Annotated in this window: 21 protein-coding genes and 1 riboswitch; of the genes, 19 read left to right on the forward strand and 2 right to left on the reverse strand. The window is 41.8% G+C overall.

The features are described from left to right. Window positions 1–51 precede the first annotated feature (51 nt). Both J2S78_RS14430 and J2S78_RS14435 read left to right on the forward strand, forming a co-directional pair. Window positions 52–1044 carry an acrylyl-CoA reductase family protein gene (locus J2S78_RS14430; RefSeq protein ID WP_306899695.1) on the forward strand — a complete coding sequence of 331 codons (993 nt, stop codon included), beginning with the start codon at window positions 52–54 and terminating at the stop codon, window positions 1042–1044. Between the two features lie 200 nt (window positions 1045–1244). After that, on the forward strand, window positions 1245–2540 hold the full coding sequence (locus J2S78_RS14435) for a Zn-dependent hydrolase (RefSeq protein WP_306899697.1): 1296 nt from the start codon (window positions 1245–1247) through the stop codon (window positions 2538–2540). 28 nt (window positions 2541–2568) lie between these two features. Here the strand turns inward: J2S78_RS14435 and J2S78_RS14440 are convergent, their stop codons facing one another. Next, a complete protein-coding gene (locus J2S78_RS14440) occupies window positions 2569–3435 on the reverse strand; it encodes a patatin-like phospholipase family protein (protein ID WP_306899699.1) in 867 nt (288 codons plus the stop codon). A 166-nt stretch (window positions 3436–3601) separates the two neighbouring features. On the opposite strand from J2S78_RS14440, the gene J2S78_RS14445 reads away from it, so the two are divergent. The 15 genes from J2S78_RS14445 to purD all read left to right on the forward strand — a co-directional run bounded on the left by J2S78_RS14445 (window position 3602) and on the right by purD (window position 18485). After that, complete coding sequence (locus J2S78_RS14445) at window positions 3602–4672, forward strand: type III polyketide synthase (RefSeq protein WP_306899700.1); 1071 nt, start codon at window positions 3602–3604, stop codon at window positions 4670–4672. Then, window positions 4669–5181, forward strand: coding sequence for an isoprenylcysteine carboxyl methyltransferase family protein (locus J2S78_RS14450; RefSeq protein ID WP_306899701.1), 513 nt, complete (start codon window positions 4669–4671; stop codon window positions 5179–5181). Before J2S78_RS14445 ends, J2S78_RS14450 begins: the two co-directional genes overlap by 4 nt. A 28-nt stretch (window positions 5182–5209) precedes the next feature. Beyond that, complete coding sequence (locus J2S78_RS14455; RefSeq protein WP_306899703.1) at window positions 5210–5410, forward strand: NETI motif-containing protein; 201 nt, start codon at window positions 5210–5212, stop codon at window positions 5408–5410. Window positions 5411–5502: 92 nt separating this feature from the next. Continuing rightward, a riboswitch (purine riboswitch) is annotated at window positions 5503–5605 on the forward strand. A gap of 160 nt (window positions 5606–5765) precedes the next feature. Continuing rightward, complete coding sequence (gene purE, locus J2S78_RS14460) at window positions 5766–6251, forward strand: 5-(carboxyamino)imidazole ribonucleotide mutase (protein WP_306899705.1); 486 nt, start codon at window positions 5766–5768, stop codon at window positions 6249–6251. Continuing rightward, on the forward strand, window positions 6248–7387 hold the full coding sequence (gene purK, locus J2S78_RS14465) for a 5-(carboxyamino)imidazole ribonucleotide synthase (protein WP_306899706.1): 1140 nt from the start codon (window positions 6248–6250) through the stop codon (window positions 7385–7387). The genes purE and purK overlap by 4 nt, the downstream gene beginning before the upstream one ends. Before the next feature lie 32 nt (window positions 7388–7419). Continuing rightward, window positions 7420–8715: an adenylosuccinate lyase gene (gene purB, locus J2S78_RS14470; RefSeq protein WP_306899707.1), complete on the forward strand. Its 1296-nt coding sequence runs from the start codon at window positions 7420–7422 to the stop codon at window positions 8713–8715. 22 nt (window positions 8716–8737) lie between these two features. Continuing rightward, window positions 8738–9457 (forward strand): phosphoribosylaminoimidazolesuccinocarboxamide synthase, encoded by a 720-nt coding sequence (purC, locus tag J2S78_RS14475; RefSeq protein ID WP_306899709.1) that lies wholly within the window; start codon window positions 8738–8740, stop codon window positions 9455–9457. Continuing rightward, window positions 9450–9698 (forward strand): phosphoribosylformylglycinamidine synthase subunit PurS, encoded by a 249-nt coding sequence (purS, locus tag J2S78_RS14480; protein WP_306899711.1) that lies wholly within the window; start codon window positions 9450–9452, stop codon window positions 9696–9698. The genes purC and purS overlap by 8 nt, the downstream gene beginning before the upstream one ends. Beyond that, window positions 9698–10381, forward strand: coding sequence for a phosphoribosylformylglycinamidine synthase subunit PurQ (purQ, locus tag J2S78_RS14485; RefSeq protein WP_306899712.1), 684 nt, complete (start codon window positions 9698–9700; stop codon window positions 10379–10381). The genes purS and purQ overlap by 1 nt, the downstream gene beginning before the upstream one ends. Next, window positions 10365–12593, forward strand: a complete 2229-nt coding sequence (gene purL, locus J2S78_RS14490) for a phosphoribosylformylglycinamidine synthase subunit PurL (protein ID WP_306899713.1) — start codon at window positions 10365–10367, stop codon at window positions 12591–12593. Before purQ ends, purL begins: the two co-directional genes overlap by 17 nt. Beyond that, window positions 12569–13990 (forward strand): amidophosphoribosyltransferase, encoded by a 1422-nt coding sequence (gene purF / locus J2S78_RS14495; RefSeq protein WP_306899714.1) that lies wholly within the window; start codon window positions 12569–12571, stop codon window positions 13988–13990. The genes purL and purF overlap by 25 nt, the downstream gene beginning before the upstream one ends. A gap of 31 nt (window positions 13991–14021) precedes the next feature. Beyond that, on the forward strand, window positions 14022–15062 hold the full coding sequence (gene purM, locus J2S78_RS14500) for a phosphoribosylformylglycinamidine cyclo-ligase (RefSeq protein ID WP_306899716.1): 1041 nt from the start codon (window positions 14022–14024) through the stop codon (window positions 15060–15062). Then, window positions 15059–15673, forward strand: coding sequence for a phosphoribosylglycinamide formyltransferase (gene purN / locus J2S78_RS14505; protein ID WP_306899718.1), 615 nt, complete (start codon window positions 15059–15061; stop codon window positions 15671–15673). The genes purM and purN overlap by 4 nt, the downstream gene beginning before the upstream one ends. Then, on the forward strand, window positions 15648–17189 hold the full coding sequence (gene purH, locus J2S78_RS14510) for a bifunctional phosphoribosylaminoimidazolecarboxamide formyltransferase/IMP cyclohydrolase (RefSeq protein ID WP_306899719.1): 1542 nt from the start codon (window positions 15648–15650) through the stop codon (window positions 17187–17189). The genes purN and purH overlap by 26 nt, the downstream gene beginning before the upstream one ends. Window positions 17190–17228: 39 nt before the next feature. Further along, window positions 17229–18485, forward strand: coding sequence for a phosphoribosylamine--glycine ligase (gene purD / locus J2S78_RS14515; protein ID WP_306899721.1), 1257 nt, complete (start codon window positions 17229–17231; stop codon window positions 18483–18485). A 615-nt stretch (window positions 18486–19100) separates the two neighbouring features. Here purD and J2S78_RS14520 read toward each other — a convergent pair. Continuing rightward, window positions 19101–19370 carry a YgaP family membrane protein gene (locus tag J2S78_RS14520; protein WP_306899723.1) on the reverse strand — a complete coding sequence of 90 codons (270 nt, stop codon included), beginning with the start codon at window positions 19368–19370 and terminating at the stop codon, window positions 19101–19103. 175 nt (window positions 19371–19545) lie between these two features. Here J2S78_RS14520 and J2S78_RS14525 point away from each other — a divergent pair, with 175 nt between their 5' ends. Both J2S78_RS14525 and J2S78_RS14530 read left to right on the forward strand, forming a co-directional pair. Further along, complete coding sequence (locus J2S78_RS14525; RefSeq protein ID WP_306899725.1) at window positions 19546–21291, forward strand: adenine deaminase C-terminal domain-containing protein; 1746 nt, start codon at window positions 19546–19548, stop codon at window positions 21289–21291. Between the two features lie 44 nt (window positions 21292–21335). Continuing rightward, window positions 21336–22424 carry a DUF3048 domain-containing protein gene (locus tag J2S78_RS14530; protein WP_306899727.1) on the forward strand — a complete coding sequence of 363 codons (1089 nt, stop codon included), beginning with the start codon at window positions 21336–21338 and terminating at the stop codon, window positions 22422–22424. The last annotated feature ends 16 nt before the right edge of the window (window positions 22425–22440 follow it).

Below are 22440 nucleotides of genomic sequence, written 5' to 3' on the forward strand. Positions count from 1 at the left end.
AGGGAATAACATATGAAACGTAATAAAAAAATGAGCAGGAGGTTGAATATAGTGAGCCAATTTCAAGCATTAATGGTCGAAGAAACAGGAAATAATAGTGTATCAAGAGAAATTCGGAACTTGTCGTTTTCTGATTTACCTGAAGGAGAGGTACTAGTGAAAGTTCATTACTCTAGCGTGAACTTTAAAGATGGAATGGCGGCAATGGCTAATGGAAACATCGTCAACGAGTATCCAATGGTTCCTGGCATTGACTTGTCTGGAGTTGTAGAAAATTCATCAGACTCTCTTTTTTCGAAAGGGGATAAAGTAATCGTTACGAGCTATGAGCTTGGAGTTTCTCACTTCGGAGGATTTGCAGAATACGCAAGGGTACCAGCTGAATGGGTTGTTCCCCTTCCTGAAAATATAGATTTAAAAGAAGCAATGATTTATGGAACTGCTGGTTTTACAGCCGGACTTTCTGTTATGCGTTTACAAGAAGAAGGGATAAAACCAGAAGATGGAACTGTACTTGTTACCGGTGCTACTGGTGGTGTCGGAAGTATGGCTGTAGCAATGCTTGCCCAACTAGGCTATGATGTTGCTGCAAGTACAGGCAAACAATCAGAACATGAGTATTTGAAACAGCTAGGGGCAACCGAGATCATTTCCAGAGAAGAACTACAACCGGAAAAACTTCGTCCTGTCAACAACCAGCGTTGGGTTGGAGCTGTTGATCCGGTTGGTGGAGAAACACTTGCTCATGTATTAAGTTGTCTTGCTTATGACGGGGCTGTTGCTGTAAGTGGTTTAACTGGTGGGACGAAGGTGCCGGCAACTGTTTTTCCGTTTATTTTAAGAGGTATTACATTGACGGGAATTGATTCGGTGTATTGTCCAATTCCTCGTCGTAAAGAAGTATGGGACAGGCTCGCTTCAGACTTGAAAGTAGACAATTTACTTGAAACCATTGCCGATACGGTGACGCTCGAAGAACTTCCAAAGACGCTTGATCAAATTTTGGAAGGCCAAGTTCGGGGCCGTAAAATTGTAGAACTGTAATATATGACATGGGGCTGGTCCAACAAATAGAGATCAGCCTCTTTTATTGATGGGAGAACGATTCTGTGGAATCCATCCCGAATTTTGGAAAAAACGGGAAAAACCTTTTGTCTTTTCGGTAACTTTTTAATACACTGTGGTAAACGATACAACGTTTGCGATGAATTTTATTATTTCTGTATAAGAATGGGGGAACAGAAATGAGTGAATGGTTAAAAGAGAGACTGATGCAGGGTCAGGATAATTGTAAAAAATACCTATATTTAGATTCTGAAAAATTGGCGGACCGGTTAGCTGAATTAAGTAACATCGGAAAAACCGATGATGGGGGTATTACAAGGTATGTTTATACGAAAGAAGAGGAAGAAGCGAAACGGTTGTTTCAATCGTGGATGGAAAAAGCGGGTCTCGCCGTCCGTGAAGACTATGCGGGAAATATATATGGACGATTAGAAGGGACTGATCCATATTTACCAGCTATCCTTACGGGTTCTCATCTAGATACCGTTCCAAATGGAGGCGCTTTTGATGGAACACTTGGCTGTATAAGTTCGTTGATGGCGGTAGAAGCTATCATACAAGAGCAAGGACGTTTGACGCATCCGGTGGAAATTGTCGTATTTGCTGATGAAGAAGGCTCGCGTTTTGGGAGTGGATTGTTAGGGAGTCGTATTGCAATGGGAGAAGTGACAAAAGAGGACTTATTTCAACTACGTGACGATTATGATACGACAGCTGCTGAAGCCATGAAACGTCAAGGTTTGTTACCGAATAAATTAAAACAATGTTGGTTGGATAAAGAAGATATTAAGGCGTTTATAGAAGTTCATATTGAACAAGGAAAACGTCTGGAACAACATAAGGATAGTATCGGCATTGTGAACGGTATTGCTGGTCCCTCTTGGTTGGAAATAAAAATCGATGGAGAAACAGATCATGCGGGAAACACTCCGATGGATATGCGTCATGACGCCGTTGCAGGTGCCGCTGAATTAATTACATCTATAGAGAGTATTCCCCGGGAAATAAGTTCGACAGCAGTTGCGACGGTCGGAAAAGTTAATTTCTATCCTAATGGTTCAAATGTCATAGGCGGTCGAGCGGAAATGATTGTAGATGTACGGGATATTAAAGAAGACAATCGAGATAAGATGTTGGAAGCTATTGAAAAAGAAACGCAGCGTATAGCTGATAAAAGAGGGCTAAATGTTGAATCTCACTTGCAAATTCGTATAAAACCAGTCCCTGTTCCAGAATGGATTCAAGACAAAATGGAAGCCTCAGCGAAAAAATTAGACCTGCCTTATATGCATATGCCTAGCGGAGCTGGTCACGACGCGATGATTGTTGGAAAGTACATTCCATCTGGGTTGCTGTTCGTTCCTAGTATTCATGGAAAAAGTCATACTCCCGAAGAGTTTACAGAATTAAGTGATTGCCTTAACGGAGTAGCGATGTTGCATGAAACGTTACTGGCGATAGGGGAAGAATCGTGATAAGTTCCTGCCTATCACCATGTTCAAATTATGACAAGGAAGAGGAGTAACTGACGTTAAACCATTCCGGTGCTTCTAAATGGAGAGAACGGGCATCTTCAAACCCGGCATTGTACAACGCTTCCAGTTTTGCAGGGTCTTTTTCTGTTCGGTTGATTGTTAATGAATGGTCTGGACGCAGTACTTTTATTTCCCCGCGCTCTTCCATGTTTTCGACTTGATCGAGGGTTTGATTATACACGGTAGGTCTATCTATAAGAGTTTGGACAAAGTTGGGATACTTTTTGTAGTATTTACGGGCAATACGTTTGAATTTAAATGGCTCTTTCCTGTATCCCTTTTTTTGAGTTAATACGATGATATTTTTTTTGTTGCCATCCGCGATTGCTTTGTTAACAGGGATTGGATCAGCAACCCCTCCATCCAATAATTGATATCCTTTGTAGTCAACAATCGGGGCCAGCATCGGAAGACTACTTGATGCTCTTACGGCTTTTAGTACATCTTCTTGTTCATGATTTATGTAATACGGTTTGCCGGATTCGATGTCTGTTGTACCTATCACAAACTTTTGATTGCTGTTACTGATTTTACTCATATCAAGTGGAATGAGGTGCCGCGGAACTTCATCATATAAAAAGTTCATCCCAAACAAGCTTTTTTCACGCCACAAATTTCGAAGACTAATAAATCGGGAATCCCCAATTAAACCAATATTCACTTTCCTATTACGCCCTTTTTGTCTTGATAAATAGGAACACGCCACTGAAGCACCAGATGATACGCCCAGTACGTAGGGGAAGTAAATATCATTTTCAAGCAAATATTCCAATATGCCAGCAGTATATACACCGCGCATTCCTCCACCTTCAAGTACAAGTCCGATTGAGTCCATGTGAATTACTCCTTTTTCAGAAATTTGCATTGAGTGCCTTCTTATGAGCATGAAGTAGTAGAGTATAGTTAAATCCTAGCAAAAGTAGAACACGAAAACAAAAATCATGCTTGGTTTTGTTTTTCTGGAAAATGGAGAAACTATTTTTGTAAAGAAGGTGAATTGTGTGCCATATATTCAGCATGTCACAACGCAAAATGCCCCATACTCTGTTTCACAAGAGGAAACGGAGGTTGTTGTTCGTGAATTATTTGGTCATCATTTTTCTGATATTGACCGTTTATTAAAAATATTTAAAAATGGTCAAATTGAGAATCGTTATTTTGCTGCACCTATGGACTGGTTTCAATCCGAACATGGCTTAGCGGAGAAAAATAATTTATATATAAAAGAATCGGTGCGTATGGGAGTTCAGGCAGTGAAACAATGTTTAAAAGAAACGGAAACTTCTGCGGAGGAGATTGATGCCTTTTTCATGGTTTCAAGCTCTGGAATGGCTACTCCAACTTTGGACGTGAGAATTATGAATGAGCTTCATTTTTCGACTCATGTGAAAAGAATGCCACTGTGGGGATTAGGTTGTGCAGGAGGGGCATCTAGTTTAAGTCGGGCTTATGAGTTTTTGTTAGCTTACCCACATGCGAAAGTGTTGGTTCTTTGTATAGAGCTTTGCAGTCTTACATTTCAACGAGGAGATATATCAAAAAGTAACCTAATTGGCACTTCGCTTTTTGCTGACGGTTGTGCTTGTGTCTTGATGACAGGAGAGGAAGTGAAACCAGAAAATAACCGCCCTCGTGTTATCGATTGTCACTCCACTTTAATGCCGCATTCTGAAGAAGTGATGGGGTGGGATGTGCTGGATGAAGGACTGCATGTCATATTTTCGAGAGACATCCCCTCCATTATTGAAAGCTGGTTGAAGCCGAATGTCGAAGAGTTTTTAGCTAAACTTCAAAGACAACCGTCGGATATTGATCATTTTGTCGCTCATCCTGGTGGAAGGAAAGTATTACAAGCTTATGAGAAATCATTAGGGTTTTCCGAGGATAAAACAAGGCCTGCTAGAGACGTGTTGAAAAGTCATGGTAATATGTCTTCACCAACCGTATTGTACGTGTTAAAAGATATTATCGAGCATGAGGCTAGTTCTGGAGAACAAGGGCTCGTCACAGCTTTGGGTCCGGGGTTCAGTTCGGAGATGCTGTGGCTTGAATGGGGAGCAGAAAAATCATGACTTTATTTATCGGTTTATTTGTTATCATTGTTTTACAGAGGTTGGGGGAAATAACGTACGCTCGTTACAATGAAAAAAGAATGAAGGAAAACGGGGCGATCGAAGCTGGTGTTTCTCATTACAAGTGGATTGTAATACTGCATACGTTATTTCTTCTATCCCTTTTAGTCGAAGTATGGATTCGACCAGAGTTCTTAGGGACAGGCTGGGGTATTTTATTAGCTGTCTATCTTTTTGTTCAGCTTCTAAGAGTGTGGACTCTTGCCTCTTTAGGACGTTTTTGGAATACAAAGATTATCGTTCTTCCAGGTTCTAAACGAGTGAAAAAGGGACCGTTTCGATGGATGCCACACCCAAATTATCTTGTCGTTGCACTGGAAATAGCCATATTGCCACTTATATTCGGTGCATGGGTAACGGCTATTGTTTTTACTATTTTAAATGGATTGCTACTATTGCTTGTCAGGATTCCGATTGAAGCCAAAGCACTAGAGTCTTATACAAAATAACACAAGGGACAAATAGGGGAGATCATCGTTGTCAAAAAAACAAAAAAAGAAAAAATTTGAAGTGGAAGAAAAGGAAACAATTGATGACTGCTTAAACAGAATAGCAGCTGAAGGGTATATCCCTGTGCGGCGAATGGAGGAACCTGTTTTTCAAGAAGTAACCAAAGACGGAAAAACAGAGCATATACCGCTGAAACAACGGATCATATTTGAAGCAACTTTACAATAACCGAACATTATAAGTTCGTTTAATTAGAATGTTCGATTTTTGTTTGACAGATTTCATGACATCTTGTTAAGCTGTATATGTAATCAAAAGAAAAAAGTGAAATGTTCTTACCTCATATATTATCAGGAATACGGCCTGAACAGTTTCTACCCGGAGACCCTAAATCACCGGACTATGAGGGGAAGTATGGCAAGGAACCGGATATGTAGACCAGCCGGAAAGGCAATTGAATGTTATTGCCTGTTCATGACTGTATAATGTGCATTCCACCCCGGCGAATTGGCAGCTTTCTCTTATAGGAGGAAACTGTCAAGGCCGGGGTGTTTTAATGTGTAAAGGAAGGAGAAAGGATAAGATGGAAGCTCAAGTAGGTGTCATAATGGGAAGTACGTCTGATTGGGATACGATGAGTTATGCGACGGAAGTGCTTGATGAGTTATCTGTCCCTTATGAGAAAAAAGTAGTCTCAGCGCACCGGACGCCTGATCTTATGTTTGAATATGCAGAATCAGCAAAAGAGAGAGGGCTCAAAACAATTATAGCGGGAGCAGGAGGAGCTGCCCATCTTCCGGGTATGGTTGCTGCAAAGACAACCCTTCCTGTCATTGGGGTGCCGATTCAATCAAAAGCTTTGAACGGAATGGATTCTCTCTTATCTATTGCTCAAATGCCGGGAGGAGTACCGGTTGCAACAGTTGCTATAGGAAAAGCAGGAGCAGTGAATGCTGGATTATTAGCAGCTCAATTTTTAGCAGCTTTCGATGACGAATTGGCAAGTCGATTGGAGCAAAGAAGAGAAGCTTTACGTCAAAAAGTCATTGAAACGGGGGATTTATCATGACTACTTTTTTGTCACCAGGAAAAACGATAGGAATATTAGGAGGCGGTCAACTCGGGCGTATGATGGCTTTGGCTGCAAGAGCCATGGGTTATCGCATTGCTGTGCTTGAAGCAAAAGCCGATTCTCCAACAGCTCAAATAGCCGATGTTACAGTCGAAGCTCCGTATGATGATCGAAAAGCTGCCGAGAAACTTGCTGAACATTGTGATGTGCTCACTTATGAGTTCGAAAATATTGACTCAAATACCGCTTCGTTTTTAGAAGAAACGATGTATTTACCGCAAGGAAGCAACCTTCTTTACACAACGCAGCACCGCCTTCGCGAAAAACAAGCCATTCAAAATGCTGGCGTAGATGTTTCGCCGTATCGTGCTGTACATTCCTTGCAATCGTTAAAAACAGCTCTTCAAGACTTGGGGTATCCTGCTGTATTAAAGACTTGCCAAGGTGGCTACGACGGAAAAGGCCAAGTGGTAATTAATGAAGAAGCAGAGGCAGAAGCTTGTTTTCGTGAGGTATCTAGTAACACGGACGATTTTGTACTTGAATCATGGATTCCATTTGAAAAAGAAATATCGGTTATTGTGACAAGGAGCACAACCGGAGATATTTCAACTTTTCCAGTAGGAGAGAACATACATAAGAATAATATTCTGCATCAGACCATTGTTCCAGCGGCCATATCTTCTACTACAGAGCAAATAGCTCTCGAAAAGGCCTATAACATAGCAGAAAGACTCGAACTTGTCGGAACGCTGGCGGTAGAAATGTTCGTCGTTGATGAAGAAACGGTCTATGTTAATGAGTTGGCGCCTCGTCCCCATAACTCTGGTCATTATACGATAGAAGCGTGTGAAACGTCGCAGTTTGAACAGCACATCCGCGCTGTCTGCGGTTGGCCGCTTGGTTCTACGGAACTATTAAAACCAGTAGTTATGACTAATATTTTAGGGCAGGACGTGCCGTTTGTGATGGATAATCTTAAAGACTTCGGCATAGGTCATGTTCATTTTTATGGGAAACAGGAAGCTAAAACTGGTAGAAAGATGGGCCATTGGACCGTTCTAGCTGCAACGAAATCAGAAGCGATAAAAAAGACAAACAATATTTGGAACATAAAGACATCGCAGTCTTAAAGAAAAGATAGATAAAGAGTGGAGGAAATCAAATGATTGAACGGTATACACGTCCCGAAATGGGAGCCATCTGGACAGAAGAAAACCGCTTTAATGCCTGGTTAGAAGTAGAAATTTCCGCCTGTGAAGTGTGGGCAGAGTATGGAGACATTCCAAAAGAAGATGTACAGAAGATTCGAGAGAACGCGGGGTTTGATGTTGATCGCATCAACGAAATTGAAGCCGAAACGCGTCACGATGTTGTCGCTTTTACTCGGGCGGTGTCAGAAACGTTAGGAGAGGAAAAAAAGTGGGTTCATTACGGGTTGACCTCAACCGATGTGGTCGATACTGCTTTGTCCTATTTGTTGAAACAAGCAAATGATATTTTACTAAACGATCTTGAAAATTTTCTTGCCATTTTAAAAAACAAGGCAATAGAGCATAAATACACTGTCATGATGGGACGGACACATGGAGTACATGCTGAGCCGACAACTTTCGGGATGAAACTCGCATTATGGTATGAAGAAATGAAACGTAATATTGAACGTTTCAAGGCAGCTTCTGAAACAGTCCGGGTCGGAAAACTATCCGGTGCGGTTGGGACATTTGCTAATATTCCACCGTTTATTGAAGAACACGTTTGCAAAAAGCTAGGACTTGAACCAGCTCCTGTTTCTACACAAACGTTGCAACGAGACCGCCATGCCCACTATATGAGCACTCTTTCTTTGATAGCAACATCGATTGAGAAAATGGCAGTAGAAATTCGCAGTCTTCAAAAAAGTGAAACACGGGAAGTGGAAGAATTTTTTGCAAAAGGTCAAAAAGGATCGTCTGCTATGCCACATAAACGAAATCCTATCGGATCAGAAAATATGACCGGAATTGCTAGAGTTATTCGAGGCCACATGATGACTGCTTACGAAAATGTTGCCCTTTGGCACGAAAGAGATATTTCTCACTCTTCTGCTGAACGAATCATTTTGCCGGATGCAACGATTGCATTGAATTACATGCTGAATCGTTTTGGCAACATTGTCGATAAGTTGACCGTATTTCCTGAAAATATGAAGTCGAACATGGAGCGAACTTTCGGCTTAACGTATTCTCAACAAGTGCTGCTCACCCTTATTAATAAAGGAATGGCCCGAGAACAGGCTTATGATCTTGTCCAACCAAAAGCTATGGAAGCTTGGGAAAAAGGAATATCGTTCCGCTCTATTATTGAACAAGAACCACGTATTACAGAAACGTTGACAGAGCAGGAAATCGATAGCTGTTTTGATTACAATCACCATTTGAAACAGATTGATACGGTTTTCAAAAGAACGGGGCTCGAATAAGGAAAAGGGGAGGCAATCCTGGATGGAAAAACAAGCACTGTTGTATGAAGGCAAAGCAAAAAAACTTTATCAAACGAATGAGTCTGAATTATTGTGGGTCGAATACAAAGATGATGCGACTGCATTTAATGGAGAAAAACAAGAAATTTTATCAGGAAAAGGTCTATTAAACAATGAAATATCTTCTTTGCTGTTTGAGAAGCTAGCAGAAAACGGAATTCCTAGTCATTTTAAAAAAAAGCTGTCCAGCACAGAACAATTGGTGACAAAAACGGACATTATTCCCTTGGAAGTAGTGGTTCGTAATGTTGTTGCGGGGAGTCTTCACAAAAGAACAGGGATAGAAGAAGGAACAGAGCTCCACCAACCCATTGTTGAGTTTTATTATAAAGACGATGCATTAGGTGATCCGCTGATTAACCATGATCACATACGCATCCTTCAAGCAGCTGTTCCTGAGCAGGTAGAGAGCATGAAAGAAAAAGCTTTAGCGGTGAATGAATCATTGAAGGCGCATTTTCAAAGCTGTGGCCTTATCCTTGTCGATTTCAAGTTGGAATTTGGAACAACGGCGGACGGTACATTGATACTAGCCGATGAAATTTCGCCGGATACCTGCCGCCTTTGGGATGAAAAAACAAGAGAAAAATTCGATAAAGATGTTTTTCGTTATGGCCTTGGTTCCCTGCAGGATGGTTATACAGAAATATTAAAAAGACTGGGAGGTTCTGTTCATGATTAAAGTCCACGTTTACGTGACATTAAAAGCAGGAGTGCTTGATCCGCAAGGGAGTGCGATTACCAATTCTCTTCACACGATGAACTATGATGAAGTACAGAGCGTGCGCACAGGGAAATTCATTGAATTAGAAGTAGAAAATACAAAAAACTTGGAACAGCGTGTAGAAGAAATGTGCGAGAAGCTACTATCCAATCCGGTTATTGAAGATTACACGTACACGATTGGGGAGGCTGTTTCATAATGAAATTTGCAGTTATTGTTTTTCCAGGATCTAATTGCGATAACGATATGTATTATGCAATCGAAGAAGGACTAGAAGAAGAAATCGATAAAGTGTGGTATACCGAAACGGACGTATCTAAATACGACGCTATTCTATTGCCGGGAGGATTCTCGTATGGAGACTACCTCCGTTCCGGTGCGATTGCAAGATTTGCCCCTGTTATGGAAAGTGTTATCGAAGAGGCAGACAAAGGCAAGCCTGTTCTCGGTGTTTGTAATGGATTCCAGGTGCTGCTTGAAGCGCGTCTTCTACCAGGTGCCATGCAGCGGAATAAAGATTTAAAATTCATTTGCCGACCGACTGAACTAATAGTAGAAAACGATCAAACCGGATTTACGAATGCCTATGAAATAGGGGAGTCTGTGACGATTCCTGTGGCTCACGGAGAAGGAAACTACTATTGTGACGAACAAACATTGAAAGAACTTCAACGCAATAAGCAAATTGTATTCACGTACCGCAACGATATTAATGGTTCGACAGCAAATATAGCAGGCATTGTAAATGAACAAGGCAATGTACTCGGAATGATGCCGCATCCTGAACGAGCAACATCAGACCTGTTAGGAAGTGCAGACGGCTTAAAGCTATTTAAATCCATGTTAAAGCATTGGAGGGAATCTTATGTCCTTACTCCTTGAACCATCACCGCAGCAAATAAAAGATGACAAAATTTATCAAGAGATGGGCTTAAAAGACGAAGAATTTGCCATGGTGGAAAAAATTCTCGGACGCGCACCAAACTATACAGAAACGGGCGTTTTTTCCGTCATGTGGTCGGAACATTGCAGCTATAAACATTCAAAAGTACTATTAAAAAAATTCCCTAGTAAAGGTGAAAGAGTTCTCCAAGGACCAGGGGAAGGTGCAGGTATTGTCGATATAGGTGATGGTCAGGCGGTAGCTTTTAAGATGGAGAGTCACAATCACCCGTCTGCGATAGAACCATATCAAGGAGCAGCCACTGGAGTCGGGGGCATATTACGTGACGTCTTTTCGATGGGAGCAAAGCCCATTGCACTAATGAACTCCTTAAGATTTGGAGAACTTCAATCAGCAAGAGGACGTTATTTATTCGAAGAAGTTGTTGCAGGTATAGCAGGTTACGGAAATTGTGTTGGCGTGCCTACGGTTGGCGGTGAAGTTCAATTTGACCCATGCTATGAAGGAAATCCGCTAATGAACGCGATGTGTGTCGGATTGATTGATCATAAAGATATTCAAAAAGGTGTCGCTGAAGGAACCGGCAATACGGTTATGTACGTAGGTGCAAGCACAGGAAAAGATGGAATTCATGGAGCTACGTTTGCTTCTGAGGAATTGAGCGAAGAATCAGAAAGTAAGCGCCCATCCGTTCAAGTTGGCGATCCATTTATGGAAAAACTGCTACTCGAAGCCTGTCTTGAACTTGTACAGTTGGATTCTCTCGTAGGAATTCAAGATATGGGAGCGGCAGGCCTTGCTTCGTCTTCTTCTGAAATGGCAAGCAAAGCTGGGTTTGGAATCGAGATGGATTTGGATAAAGTACCGCAACGCGAAAAAGATATGACACCTTACGAAATGATGCTTTCTGAGTCACAGGAGCGGATGCTTCTTGTCGTGAAAAAAGGGCATGAACAAGAAGTAAGAAATATTTGTGACCGTTGGGGATTATATGCCGCCGAAGTGGGTCGTGTTACCGAAGAACAAACTCTGCGCCTGCTTCATCAAAACGAAGTAGTAGCGGAAATCCCGGCAGACGCTCTTGCTGAAGAGGCTCCTGTATATCACCCAGAATCAATAGAACATGCCGCATTTACAAAAAATCAACAAATAAAAGAAACCGTTTTTCATATAGATGACCCGAAGAAAACGTTAATTGACTTGCTACAGCAGCCAACCATCGCAAGTAAAGAATGGATTTATGATCAGTACGATTATATGGTCCAAACCAACACGGTGGTCCAGCCAGGTTCAGATGCAGCTGTATTGCGGGTAAGAGATAAGAATAAAGCTCTTGCAATGACGACAGATAGTAACTCTCGTTTTATTTATCTTGATCCAGAAACCGGCGGTAAAATCGCAGTAGCAGAATCGGCAAGAAATATCGTATGTTCAGGCGGTATTCCGCTCGGTTTAACAGATTGCTTGAATTATGGTAACCCAGAAAACCCAGAAATTTATTGGCAGCTTGAAAAATCAACAGATGGCATGTCAGCCGCGTGTGAAACGTTGGAAACGCCGGTTATTGGAGGAAACGTTTCTCTTTACAATGAAACAAAGGCTGGCGCTGTTTATCCAACCCCTGTTGTAGGAATGGTTGGGTTAATTGAAAATCTAGAGCATATTACAACGCAATCCTTTAAACAGGCAGGAGATGCTGTATATGTTATCGGGGAGACGACACCGGATTTTGGAGGAAGTGAACTGCAAAAGCTTCTTGAAGGTGACATTTCTGGAAAAGCACCATCCCTTGATCTCGAATTGGAGAAACACCGTCAAAATCAAGTACTTGAAGCGATTCGGGCAGGTCTTGTTCAATCGGCTCATGATTTGGCTGAAGGTGGACTTGGAGTTGCCATCGCAGAAAGCTTGATGGATACAGGGCTTGGAGCAACGGTCACCATTTCTGAAGAAGTGGCAACAGATTTGTTTTCTGAAACGCAGTCTCGTTTTCTAGTGTCTGTTCCTGCTCATAAAAAGAAGTCATTTCAAAAAATGGTACCTGATGCTAGATACCTTGGAACGGTTACGAATGACAGTCAGCTTGAAGTGTACGAACAATCAGGGGAAATAGTGTTACAGGCGAAAGTAGATGAACTAGAAGATGCCTGGAAAGGAGCCATTCCATGCTTGGTGAAATCAAGGGATTAAATGAAGAATGTGGTGTGTTTGCAGTGTGGGGACACAAAGAGGCAGCACAAATAACGTATTACGGCCTTCACAGTTTACAACACCGCGGACAAGAAGGTGCGGGAATTGTAGTAAGTGATGAAGAACAGCTATCAATTCATAAAGGTCTTGGACTTGTAACAGAGGCTTTCAAAGAAGGGGAACTTGATCAATTACAAGGTCATGCTTCTGTGGGTCACGTACGTTATGCTACAGCAGGTGGCGGCGGTTTGGATAACTGTCAGCCGTTAATGTTCCGCTCTCAAACGGACAGTCTTGCGATTGCTCACAACGGCAATCTCGTTAATGCAAATGGGCTGAAGCTTGAACTTGAGAATCAAGGAAGCATTTTTCAATCAACCTCTGACACCGAAGTGATTGCCCACTTAATTAAACGTAGTGTATATCCGAATATGGAAGACAAGTTGAGTGATGCCCTTTCTATGGTCCAAGGGGCATATGCTCTCGCCGTTATGACGGAAAAACAACTGCTAGTGGCACAGGATCCAAACGGATTACGTCCTTTGTCTATCGGTCGTCTTGGTGATGCTTATGTTGTTGCTTCAGAAACATGTGCGTTTGACGTTATCGGTGCGCAATATGAACGAGAAGTGCAACCTGGAGAAATCATAACGTTTGATAAAAATGGCATGCATTCTACGTTATATGCTTCTTCTGAACCACGGCGGATGTGCAGCATGGAATATGTCTATTTCTCCCGTCCTGATTCAAATATTGATCAAATAAATATTCATACAGCACGCAAGAATCTAGGCAAAAAACTGGCTTCAGAGTCTCCTATTGAAGCAGATGTTGTGACAGGTGTACCAGATTCATCGATTTCTGCTGCAATTGGTTATGCAGAAGAAGCAGGCATCCCTTATGAACTAGGGATGATAAAAAACCGCTACGTCGGCAGAACGTTCATACAACCATCCCAAGAACTGCGAGAACAAGGGGTGAAGATGAAACTTTCTCCCGTTCGAGGTGTGGTCGAAGGAAAACGTGTTGTTATGGTAGATGACTCGATTGTACGCGGAACGACGAGTAGAAGAATTGTAAGTATGTTAAAAGAAGCAGGTGCAACAGAAGTACATGTGAGAATTAGTTCTCCCCCCATTACTCATCCATGTTTTTATGGCATTGATATTTCAACAAAATCAGAACTCATTGCTGCAAGTTATTCGGTAGAGAAAATGCGGGAAAAAATGGGAGCTGACTCTCTGTCCTTCATCAGTATAGACGGTATGTTAAACGGAATTGGAAGAAGCAATCAGGATTCGAACTGTGGTCAATGCTTAGCCTGTTTTACAGGGCAGTATCCAACCGATATCTATGAGGATACGCTTCATCCTCACGATAAAGTGATCAACGGATAAATAAGAAAGACACGGTGAGGAGGATAAAAACATGTCAGAAGCGTATAAAAAAGCAGGTGTAAATGTAGAAGCAGGATACGAAGCAGTTGACCGGATGAAACAACACACCAATCGAACGATGCGCCCAGAAGTAATGGGCGGATTAGGTGGATTCGGAGCGATGTTTGATTTTTCTGCGCTTCCCTATAAAGAACCTGTGCTTGTTTCCGGTACGGACGGCGTAGGTACGAAGCTAATGCTTGCTTTTCAGATGGATAAACATGACACAATTGGAAAAGATGCGGTTGCTATGTGCGTAAATGATATTGCGGTTCAAGGAGCAGAACCGCTTTATTTTCTCGATTATCTTGCCTGTGGAAAAGCAGACCCTGAAAAAATAGAAGCGATCGTTAAAGGTGTTGCTGACGGTTGTGAAGAAGCTGATTGTGCGCTGATTGGTGGAGAAACAGCAGAAATGCCGGGGATGTACGCAGAAGACGAATATGATTTAGCCGGCTTTACCGTTGGGGCAGTAGAAAAAAGCTCTATTATTACTGGTGAAACAATCGAAGCAGGTGATGTGCTATTAGGCTTTCCTTCATCGGGTATACACAGCAATGGATTTTCACTCGTGCGAAAAGTACTGTTAGAACAAGCCGGATTGGATTTAACAAAAATATACGAACCGTTTGATCGTCCGCTCGGTGAAGAATTGCTGGAACCTACTTGCATTTACGTTCAAGCTATCAAAGCATTAAGAGAAAAAGTGAACGTAAAAGGAATGGCACATGTCACCGGTGGTGGATTTTATGAAAATATTCCGCGGATGCTTCCGGAAAACTTAGGAGCCCAAGTGCATACAGCAACGTGGGAATGCCCGTCTATATTTTCTTTTGTACAAGAGAATGGTAACCTGTCAGAAGAGGATATGTTCGGTACATTTAATATGGGAATAGGATTGGTAGCTGCCGTTTCAAAGGATGTAGCAGAAGAAGCTGTTGCATCATTAAAAGAACAAGGGAAAGACGTTCATATCATTGGTTCTGTCACAAATAGTGGTTCATTAGAAGTGAAAAGGGGGCAGACAACATGAAGCTTGCCGTATTTGCTTCTGGGAGCGGGTCGAATTTTCAAGCCATAGCGGATGCTATACAAGAAAATAGGCTGGAGGCTGAAATATCATTAGTGGTTTGTGATAAACCGGAAGCATCTGTCATATCAAAAGCAGAAGCATTAAATATCCCCGTTTTTGCTTTTCACCCGAAAAGTTATGAAAATAAAGCGGCGTTTGAAATTGATATTATTTCAAAACTAGAAGAGAACAAGGTTGACCTTATTGTGTTGGCTGGATATATGAGATTAATTGGTTCAACATTGTTAGAAGCCTATCATGATCGAATCATCAATATACACCCCTCTCTTTTGCCCGCCTTTCCTGGGAAAGACGCGATTGGACAAGCATGGGAGTCTGGAGTCAAAGTCACTGGTGTGACAGTACATTATGTCGATGAAGGAATGGATTCTGGACCTATTATTGCCCAAGAAGCAGTGTATGTGAAAGAGACGGATTCCCTGTCATCTCTGACAAAAGCTATCCAATCGATTGAACATCGAATATACCCGGATACGATACAATGGTTAAATAACAAGCGAATATCTCAAGGGGGCCAAACGAAAAATGAGCATCAAACGAGCGTTAATTAGTGTATCAAATAAAGAAGGCATTCTTCCGTTTGCAAAACAACTCGAAGCCCAAGGTGTGGAAATTATATCGACCGGTGGGACAAGCCGTATTTTGTCCGAAGGCGGCGTAAACGTTATAGGAATATCAGAAGTAACTGGTTTCCCTGAAATTTTAGATGGGAGAGTAAAAACACTTCATCCTTATATTCATAGTGGATTGCTTGCCATGCGTGACAAAGACGAACACCTTTCACAACTCGATGAACATAAAATTACACCGATTGATCTTGTGGTTGTTAACTTGTATCCATTTAAGGAAACAATCGAAAAACCAGACACAACATTTGAAGATGCTATCGAAAACATTGATATCGGTGGACCGAGTATGCTTCGTGCTGCCGCCAAAAATAATAAACACGTTACGGTTGTTACAGATCCGGAAGATTATAACGTTGTCCTTGATGAATGGAACGAAAAAGGGGATATCGGAGCGGATACTAGACAGCGTTTAGCTGCGAAAGTTTTTCGGCACACCGCGTCATATGACGCACTTATAGCGAATTACTTAACAGAACAAACAGGAGAACGATACCCAGAAACATATACTGTGACGTATGAGAAGAAACAGGACCTTCGTTACGGTGAAAACCCTCATCAAGAAGCTGCCTTTTATCGGGAACCAATTGGCCCGATGAGCTCTATCGCAAACGCCATTCAACTTCATGGAAAAGAACTATCTTACAATAATATTAATGACGCAGAAGCAGCACTTTCGATAGTGAAAGAATTTAGTCAACCTGCTGCTGTAGCTGTAAAGCACATGAACCCATGTGGAGTTGGAATAGGAGACAATCTATATGATGCGTACCAGAAAGCATACGAAGCAGATCCCGTTTCGATTTTCGGCGGTATTATCGCTGTTAATCAGGAAGTGGATGCAGATACAGCCCATAAGTTAAAAGAAATCTTTCTTGAAATTGTGATTGCTCCAACGTTTACTCAAGAAGCGTTAGATATTTTGACGGAAAAGAAAAACCTTCGTTTATTAACGATTGCACTTGATGAAGAAAAACCACAAGAACGGTCAAAAATAACGTCTATTCACGGAGGGGCCTTGTTTCAAGAGGAAGACCGAAAAGGATTTTTGGACGCTGATATCCGAGTTGTAACCGATCGTGATCCGACAGAACGAGAGTGGCAGGATTTGAAACTAGCCTGGAAAGTCGTAAAACACGTAAAATCCAATGCTATCTTACTAGCGAAAAATGATAGAACAGTTGGGGTTGGAGCAGGCCAAATGAACCGGGTAGGTTCTGCAAAAATCGCGATTGAACAAGCGGGAGAAACAGCAGAAGAAAGTGCACTAGCCTCAGACGCCTTTTTCCCAATGAAAGATACAGTGGAGACGGCTGGAGAAGCTGGAATAACTGCTATTATTCAACCAGGTGGTTCGATTCGAGATGAAGAATCGATTGAGAAAGCGAATGAACTAGGAATTGCTATGGTCTTTACAGGAATGCGTCATTTTAAGCATTAAACGAGAATATAGGAATTGTTTTAAGGAGGAGCCCGACCGATGAAAGTGCTAATAATTGGCGGTGGCGGTAGAGAGCACACGTTAGCGTGGAAGTTTGCCCAAAGCACCACAGTCGAACATATTTATGCCGCGCCTGGAAATGCTGGGATGGGCAAAGTAGCAGAATCCATAAATGTAAAGGAGTCAGATCATAGAGGTCTGATTACTTTTGCGAAAGAAAACCAGATTGATTTGACGATTGTTGGTCCAGAGGCTCCGCTTTTGGAAGGGATAGTGAACGACTTTCAAGAAGTTGGATTGACCGTTTTTGGTCCGACAAAAGAAGCGGCGCTTATTGAAGGAAGTAAATCGTTCGCAAAATCGTTCATGCATCGGCATGCTATTCCGACTGGTTCTTATTTTGTTACGTCTGATTATGACGAGGCGATAAGCCACCTTGAAAAAGAAGGGGCTCCGATTGTAATTAAAGCTGACGGATTGGCAGCTGGTAAAGGTGTAACCGTTGCGTTTACAAAATCGGAAGCAATAGATGCGATAAAAGCTATTTTAAAAGATGATAAGTTTGGAAAAGCCGGTGCGGAAGTTGTACTTGAGCAATTTTTGGAAGGCGAAGAACTTTCCTTAATGGCTTTTGTTCACGAAGAGATGGTCATTCCGATGGTCGCTGCACAAGATCATAAACGTGCCTTTGATGGGGATGAAGGACCGAATACCGGTGGAATGGGGGCATACAGTCCGGTTCCACAATTTTCACAAGCGGATATTGATCGCGCGGTCATAGATGTATTGCAGCCGGCAGCGACAGGGCTGATGAAGGAAGGGCGCCCTTTTACTGGTATCCTCTACGCTGGCCTTATGATGACGGAGAAAGGTCCACAGGTTATTGAATTTAATGCCCGATTTGGTGATCCGGAAGCGCAAGTTGTGTTGCCACGTTTAGAATCTGACTTGGCGACAGTTATAATGGATTTGTTACATCGCGGTAAGCCTGAATTATTATGGTCAGAAGAAGCGGTCTTAGGCGTTGTTGCAGCCGCAAAAGGCTACCCAGGCCCATATGCTAAAGGAAAACTGATTCAAGCTGTGCCAGAAGCAGAATTGCTTTTCTTTGCAGGCGTGAAAAAAGAAGCTGATAACTATCAAACAGCCGGTGGAAGAGTGCTTCTTTTAGCTGAAAAATCTTCTAGTTTGAAGGACGCGAAGGAAGCTGTTTATGACAAGTTACAGCATCTTGATACGACCAATCTTTTCTACAGAACGGATATTGGAGATAAAGCGATCACTCGATTTGAATAAAAGCCATGGTTTTGTAGTAAAAGGAAAACGCTCTGAGCGCAAAAATCTCAGAGCGTTTTTTATTTAGATGAAATTTGTGCGATTTATATTTTGGGGCGATCCTTCAGCAGGAGTAGCCAGACCGCGGAAAGCGTTCGAACCAATGTTGAAATTGTCCGAAATGATGTTTGGAGGACAAATAAAAGGTAGATGAAGAACGTTTTGTCCCTAATACGACCCATCCGGGACAAAACGTAATGAAAATCGGTATGAAATGTCCCGAACCTGTATCATGCGAGACATTTTAGGGAAAGGACTGTCTCGAAAAGGGAAGCACCGGACCGACAGTAGTTTGGTATTGCCTCAAGAACCTCTTCTAGGACGTGCCGCTCTTTGTCGAACATCCTGTTCTCGGGCGTAGAAGTCGCCACATTCAGTGGAAAGGACTTCGGGCAGCCTTGGGCGCTTGTAATTTTTTTATAATTGTCATAAAGAAGAGAGAGCCTTCATATACATAGAAAAGAGTGTGCGTAATTGTTTTTATTGAAAATGGACTGTCAGATTATCTGATAAAATCGTTTGACTGTTTATCTCAACTGTTATACTTAAACAAGAAATTTCAGGTAAATCCTTGACTCATTGCTCATTCGTGTTATGATATTCCGGTGTGTTTTGGGATTCTTGTGATGAATGATTATTTTTATTTGGCATACTTTCTGTTACCCACTTTGTTATAGGGCAAAATCGTGTAATTCCTTCTGCGACTTTCATTGCCCCGAGAACTGTACAAATCAAGTGTGTATTTCGATGACGTGACCTGCTCCAATCGGCCGTCGTCCAGCTAAGGACCGTCAGCCCGCAAGTAATGCGGATGAGAGCGTTTATTGTTCCAATATTGGACTTCATTTTTGCATTTTCCTTTCGTTAATAAATTCTTTATAATCTTGTCACTTTCCTTTTATAGAGTAACGAATTAAAATGTGATAAAATGAACGTAGATAAACAGGTTAAATAAAGATTTATAGGAAATAATATTAACAAAATAGCAACAGTTACCTATGCAGAAAGCAGGTGAACAGACATGGCAGCACAGCAATTATTTCCATGGAATAAAGAAACATTAAGACGTCAGCTTTCCGTCATCCGCGGTGAAGCAGCACCTACGCTTATTTTAAAGAATGCAACATATTTAAGCAGTGCACGTAAAGCATGGCTTGATGGACATATATGGATATACGAAGATCGAATCGTCTACGCCGGAAAAGAGTGGCCGGCATTGACTGAAGGAACAGAAATTGTAGATTGTACTGGTAAGCGAATCGTTCCAGGTTACATTGAACCACATGCTCATCCGTTTCAGTTATATAATCCCCACACGTTTGCAGAATATGCATCGTTGCGAGGAACAACAACACTGATTAATGACAACATGTTTTTCTTTTTAAATATCGAAAAAGGGAAAGCGCTTACACTCATCGAAGACCTAGAGAAACTGCCAACATCAATGTATTGGTGGGCAAGATATGATGCGCAAACAGAGTTAGAGGAAGAGGACGCAATATTTTCTCCATCTGATATGAAAGCATGGTTAGAACACCCACTTGTGTTACAAGGCGGGGAACTAACGTCATGGCCGAAAGTAATGACAGGAGACGACACGGTACTTCATTGGATGCAATATACGAAGGAATTGAACAAACCAATCGAAGGACATTTACCAGGTGCATCTTCTAGAACATTGACGCAGATGTCCCTTTTAGGTGTTAATGGCGATCATGAAGCTATGAGTGGAGAGGAGGCATTGCGCCGACTTGATGCTGGTATGACAACTTCGCTGCGTTATTCCTCGATACGTCCGGATTTGCCTCAAATGTTGGAGGAATTGTTAGCAGCGGGTGTTCATGACTTCAGTCGATTTACATTAAATACCGATGGATCCACTCCATCCTTTTATAAACAAGGTGTTATTGATAAAACGATTGCGATTGCTTTGGAAAAAGGTGTACCAGAAATAGATGCCTATGAAATGGGAAGCTATAACAATGCCCGTCATTATGGTATAGATGATCAAATCGGTATGATTGCACCTGGACGTATTGCACATTTGAACGTATTGGAAGATGCGGGGAATCCTGTTCCAGAAGCTGTTCTTGCGAAAGGGAAATGGATTTTGAAAGACGGGGAAAACCATTATCCAAACCGTGATTTTTCATGGGAATCTTACGGAGTTCATCCATTTATGATTGATTGGAGACTCCAAGAAGATGATTTGCATTTTTCGATGCCAATGGGGATTGAACTGGTGAACTCTGTTATTTTAAAGCCGTATCAAGTTAGCATTGACGTTACCAGCGATGAATTATCTGAAGATCATGATGAATGCTTCTTTGTTATGTTGGATCGTCATGGAAAATGGCGTATCAATACAGTAATAAAAGGATTCGCAAACACGCTTGGAGGATTTGCCACAACATTTTCGAACACAGGTGATATTGTTCTTATCGGAAAAAGAAAAAAAGATATGGAAAAAGCATTTCAAGAATTGAAAAGCCACGACGGCGGCATGTTTTTAGTAGAAGACGAAAAGCTTATCGAAAGCATACCTTTGAAATTATTTGGGGCTATGTCACTAGAACCGATGGGAAATGTGATTGAACAACATGAAAAGATGGTGAAAGCTCTTAAGGACAAAGGTTATCCGCACGAAGATCCGGTTTATAGTATGTTATTTTTTTCGTCAACACATCTTCCTTATATTCGTATTACACAAAAGGGAATTTTTGATGTCCATAAGAAAACGGTACTCTTTCCTTCCATTATGCGTTAAACTGGGAAAAGGTAAAGATAACGTTGCTAAAGGATGGAAATAGTATGAAGAAGTTGGTTTTGTTAGGCTGTTTTGTATTTGTATTTTATTTGAGTGCCTGCGGCGGAGAGGATACGAGTACTCAAACGGAAACAGAAGAATCAGAGGAAGAAAATGAACCGGTTCAGTCGGAACCCGAAACCTCTGAGGAAGATGAATCATTGGAGGAAGATGAGTCGGAAGAACCAGAATATGCATATACAGAACCATTGACGGGAGAGGGGACAGATACCATTTCCCCTTACCGTCCAATGGCTGTTATGGTCAACAATCATCCGCTAGCTCGACCGCAGACAGGACTTAGTGACGCCGATATTGTCTACGAAGTACTAACGGAAGGGAATACGACAAGATTTTTGGCCATTTATCAAAGTGAGCAGCCTGATGAGATTGGCCCGGTGAGAAGTTCGCGCGACTATTTTATTGATTTAGCGCAAGGGTATGATTCTTTATATGTGACACATGGTTGGAGCCCGGAAGCCAAGCAAATGTTACAAGCCGGTTATGCTCCATACCTAAATGGATTGTTTCATGATGGAACTCTTTTTCAGCGTTCTGCAAAGAGACAAGCTCCGCACAATTCATACATATCATTTGATGATGCTATGGAAGGCTTGACTAGTAAAGGATACGAGGTAGAACGAGAAGTCTCCGAAAATTCTTTCGAAGAAGATGGATTCTCGGCTTTCATATCATCTCAACAAGCAGACGAGATTGACATATGGTATCGTGATAAATACGTTGTACAATTTACTTATAATGAGAATGAAAATGTGTATGAGCGTTCCAGTGATAATGAGGAGACGATTGACGAAAGCACAGGCGAGCAATTAGCAGTTAATAATGTGTTTGTTGTCGAAGCCTCACACCGGGTTGTTGACGACAAAGGACGCCGGGAAATAAATTTATCATCCGGTGGTGAAGGTTTATTACTTCAAAATGGTGAAGCGTTAAAGGTACAATGGAAAAATGAAGGGGGACGGTTGCTGCCGATGAAAGATGGAAAAGAAGTTCCATTTCATCCGGGGAAAACATGGATTAATGTAGTACCTTCCTCTTCAGGCATTGACGGCAGCGTGCAGGGGATTGACTAGTAATATTTTTATATGT

This window comes from Salibacterium salarium, from assembly GCF_030813635.1.
Taxonomy (GTDB): domain Bacteria; phylum Bacillota; class Bacilli; order Bacillales; family Marinococcaceae; genus Salibacterium; species Salibacterium salarium.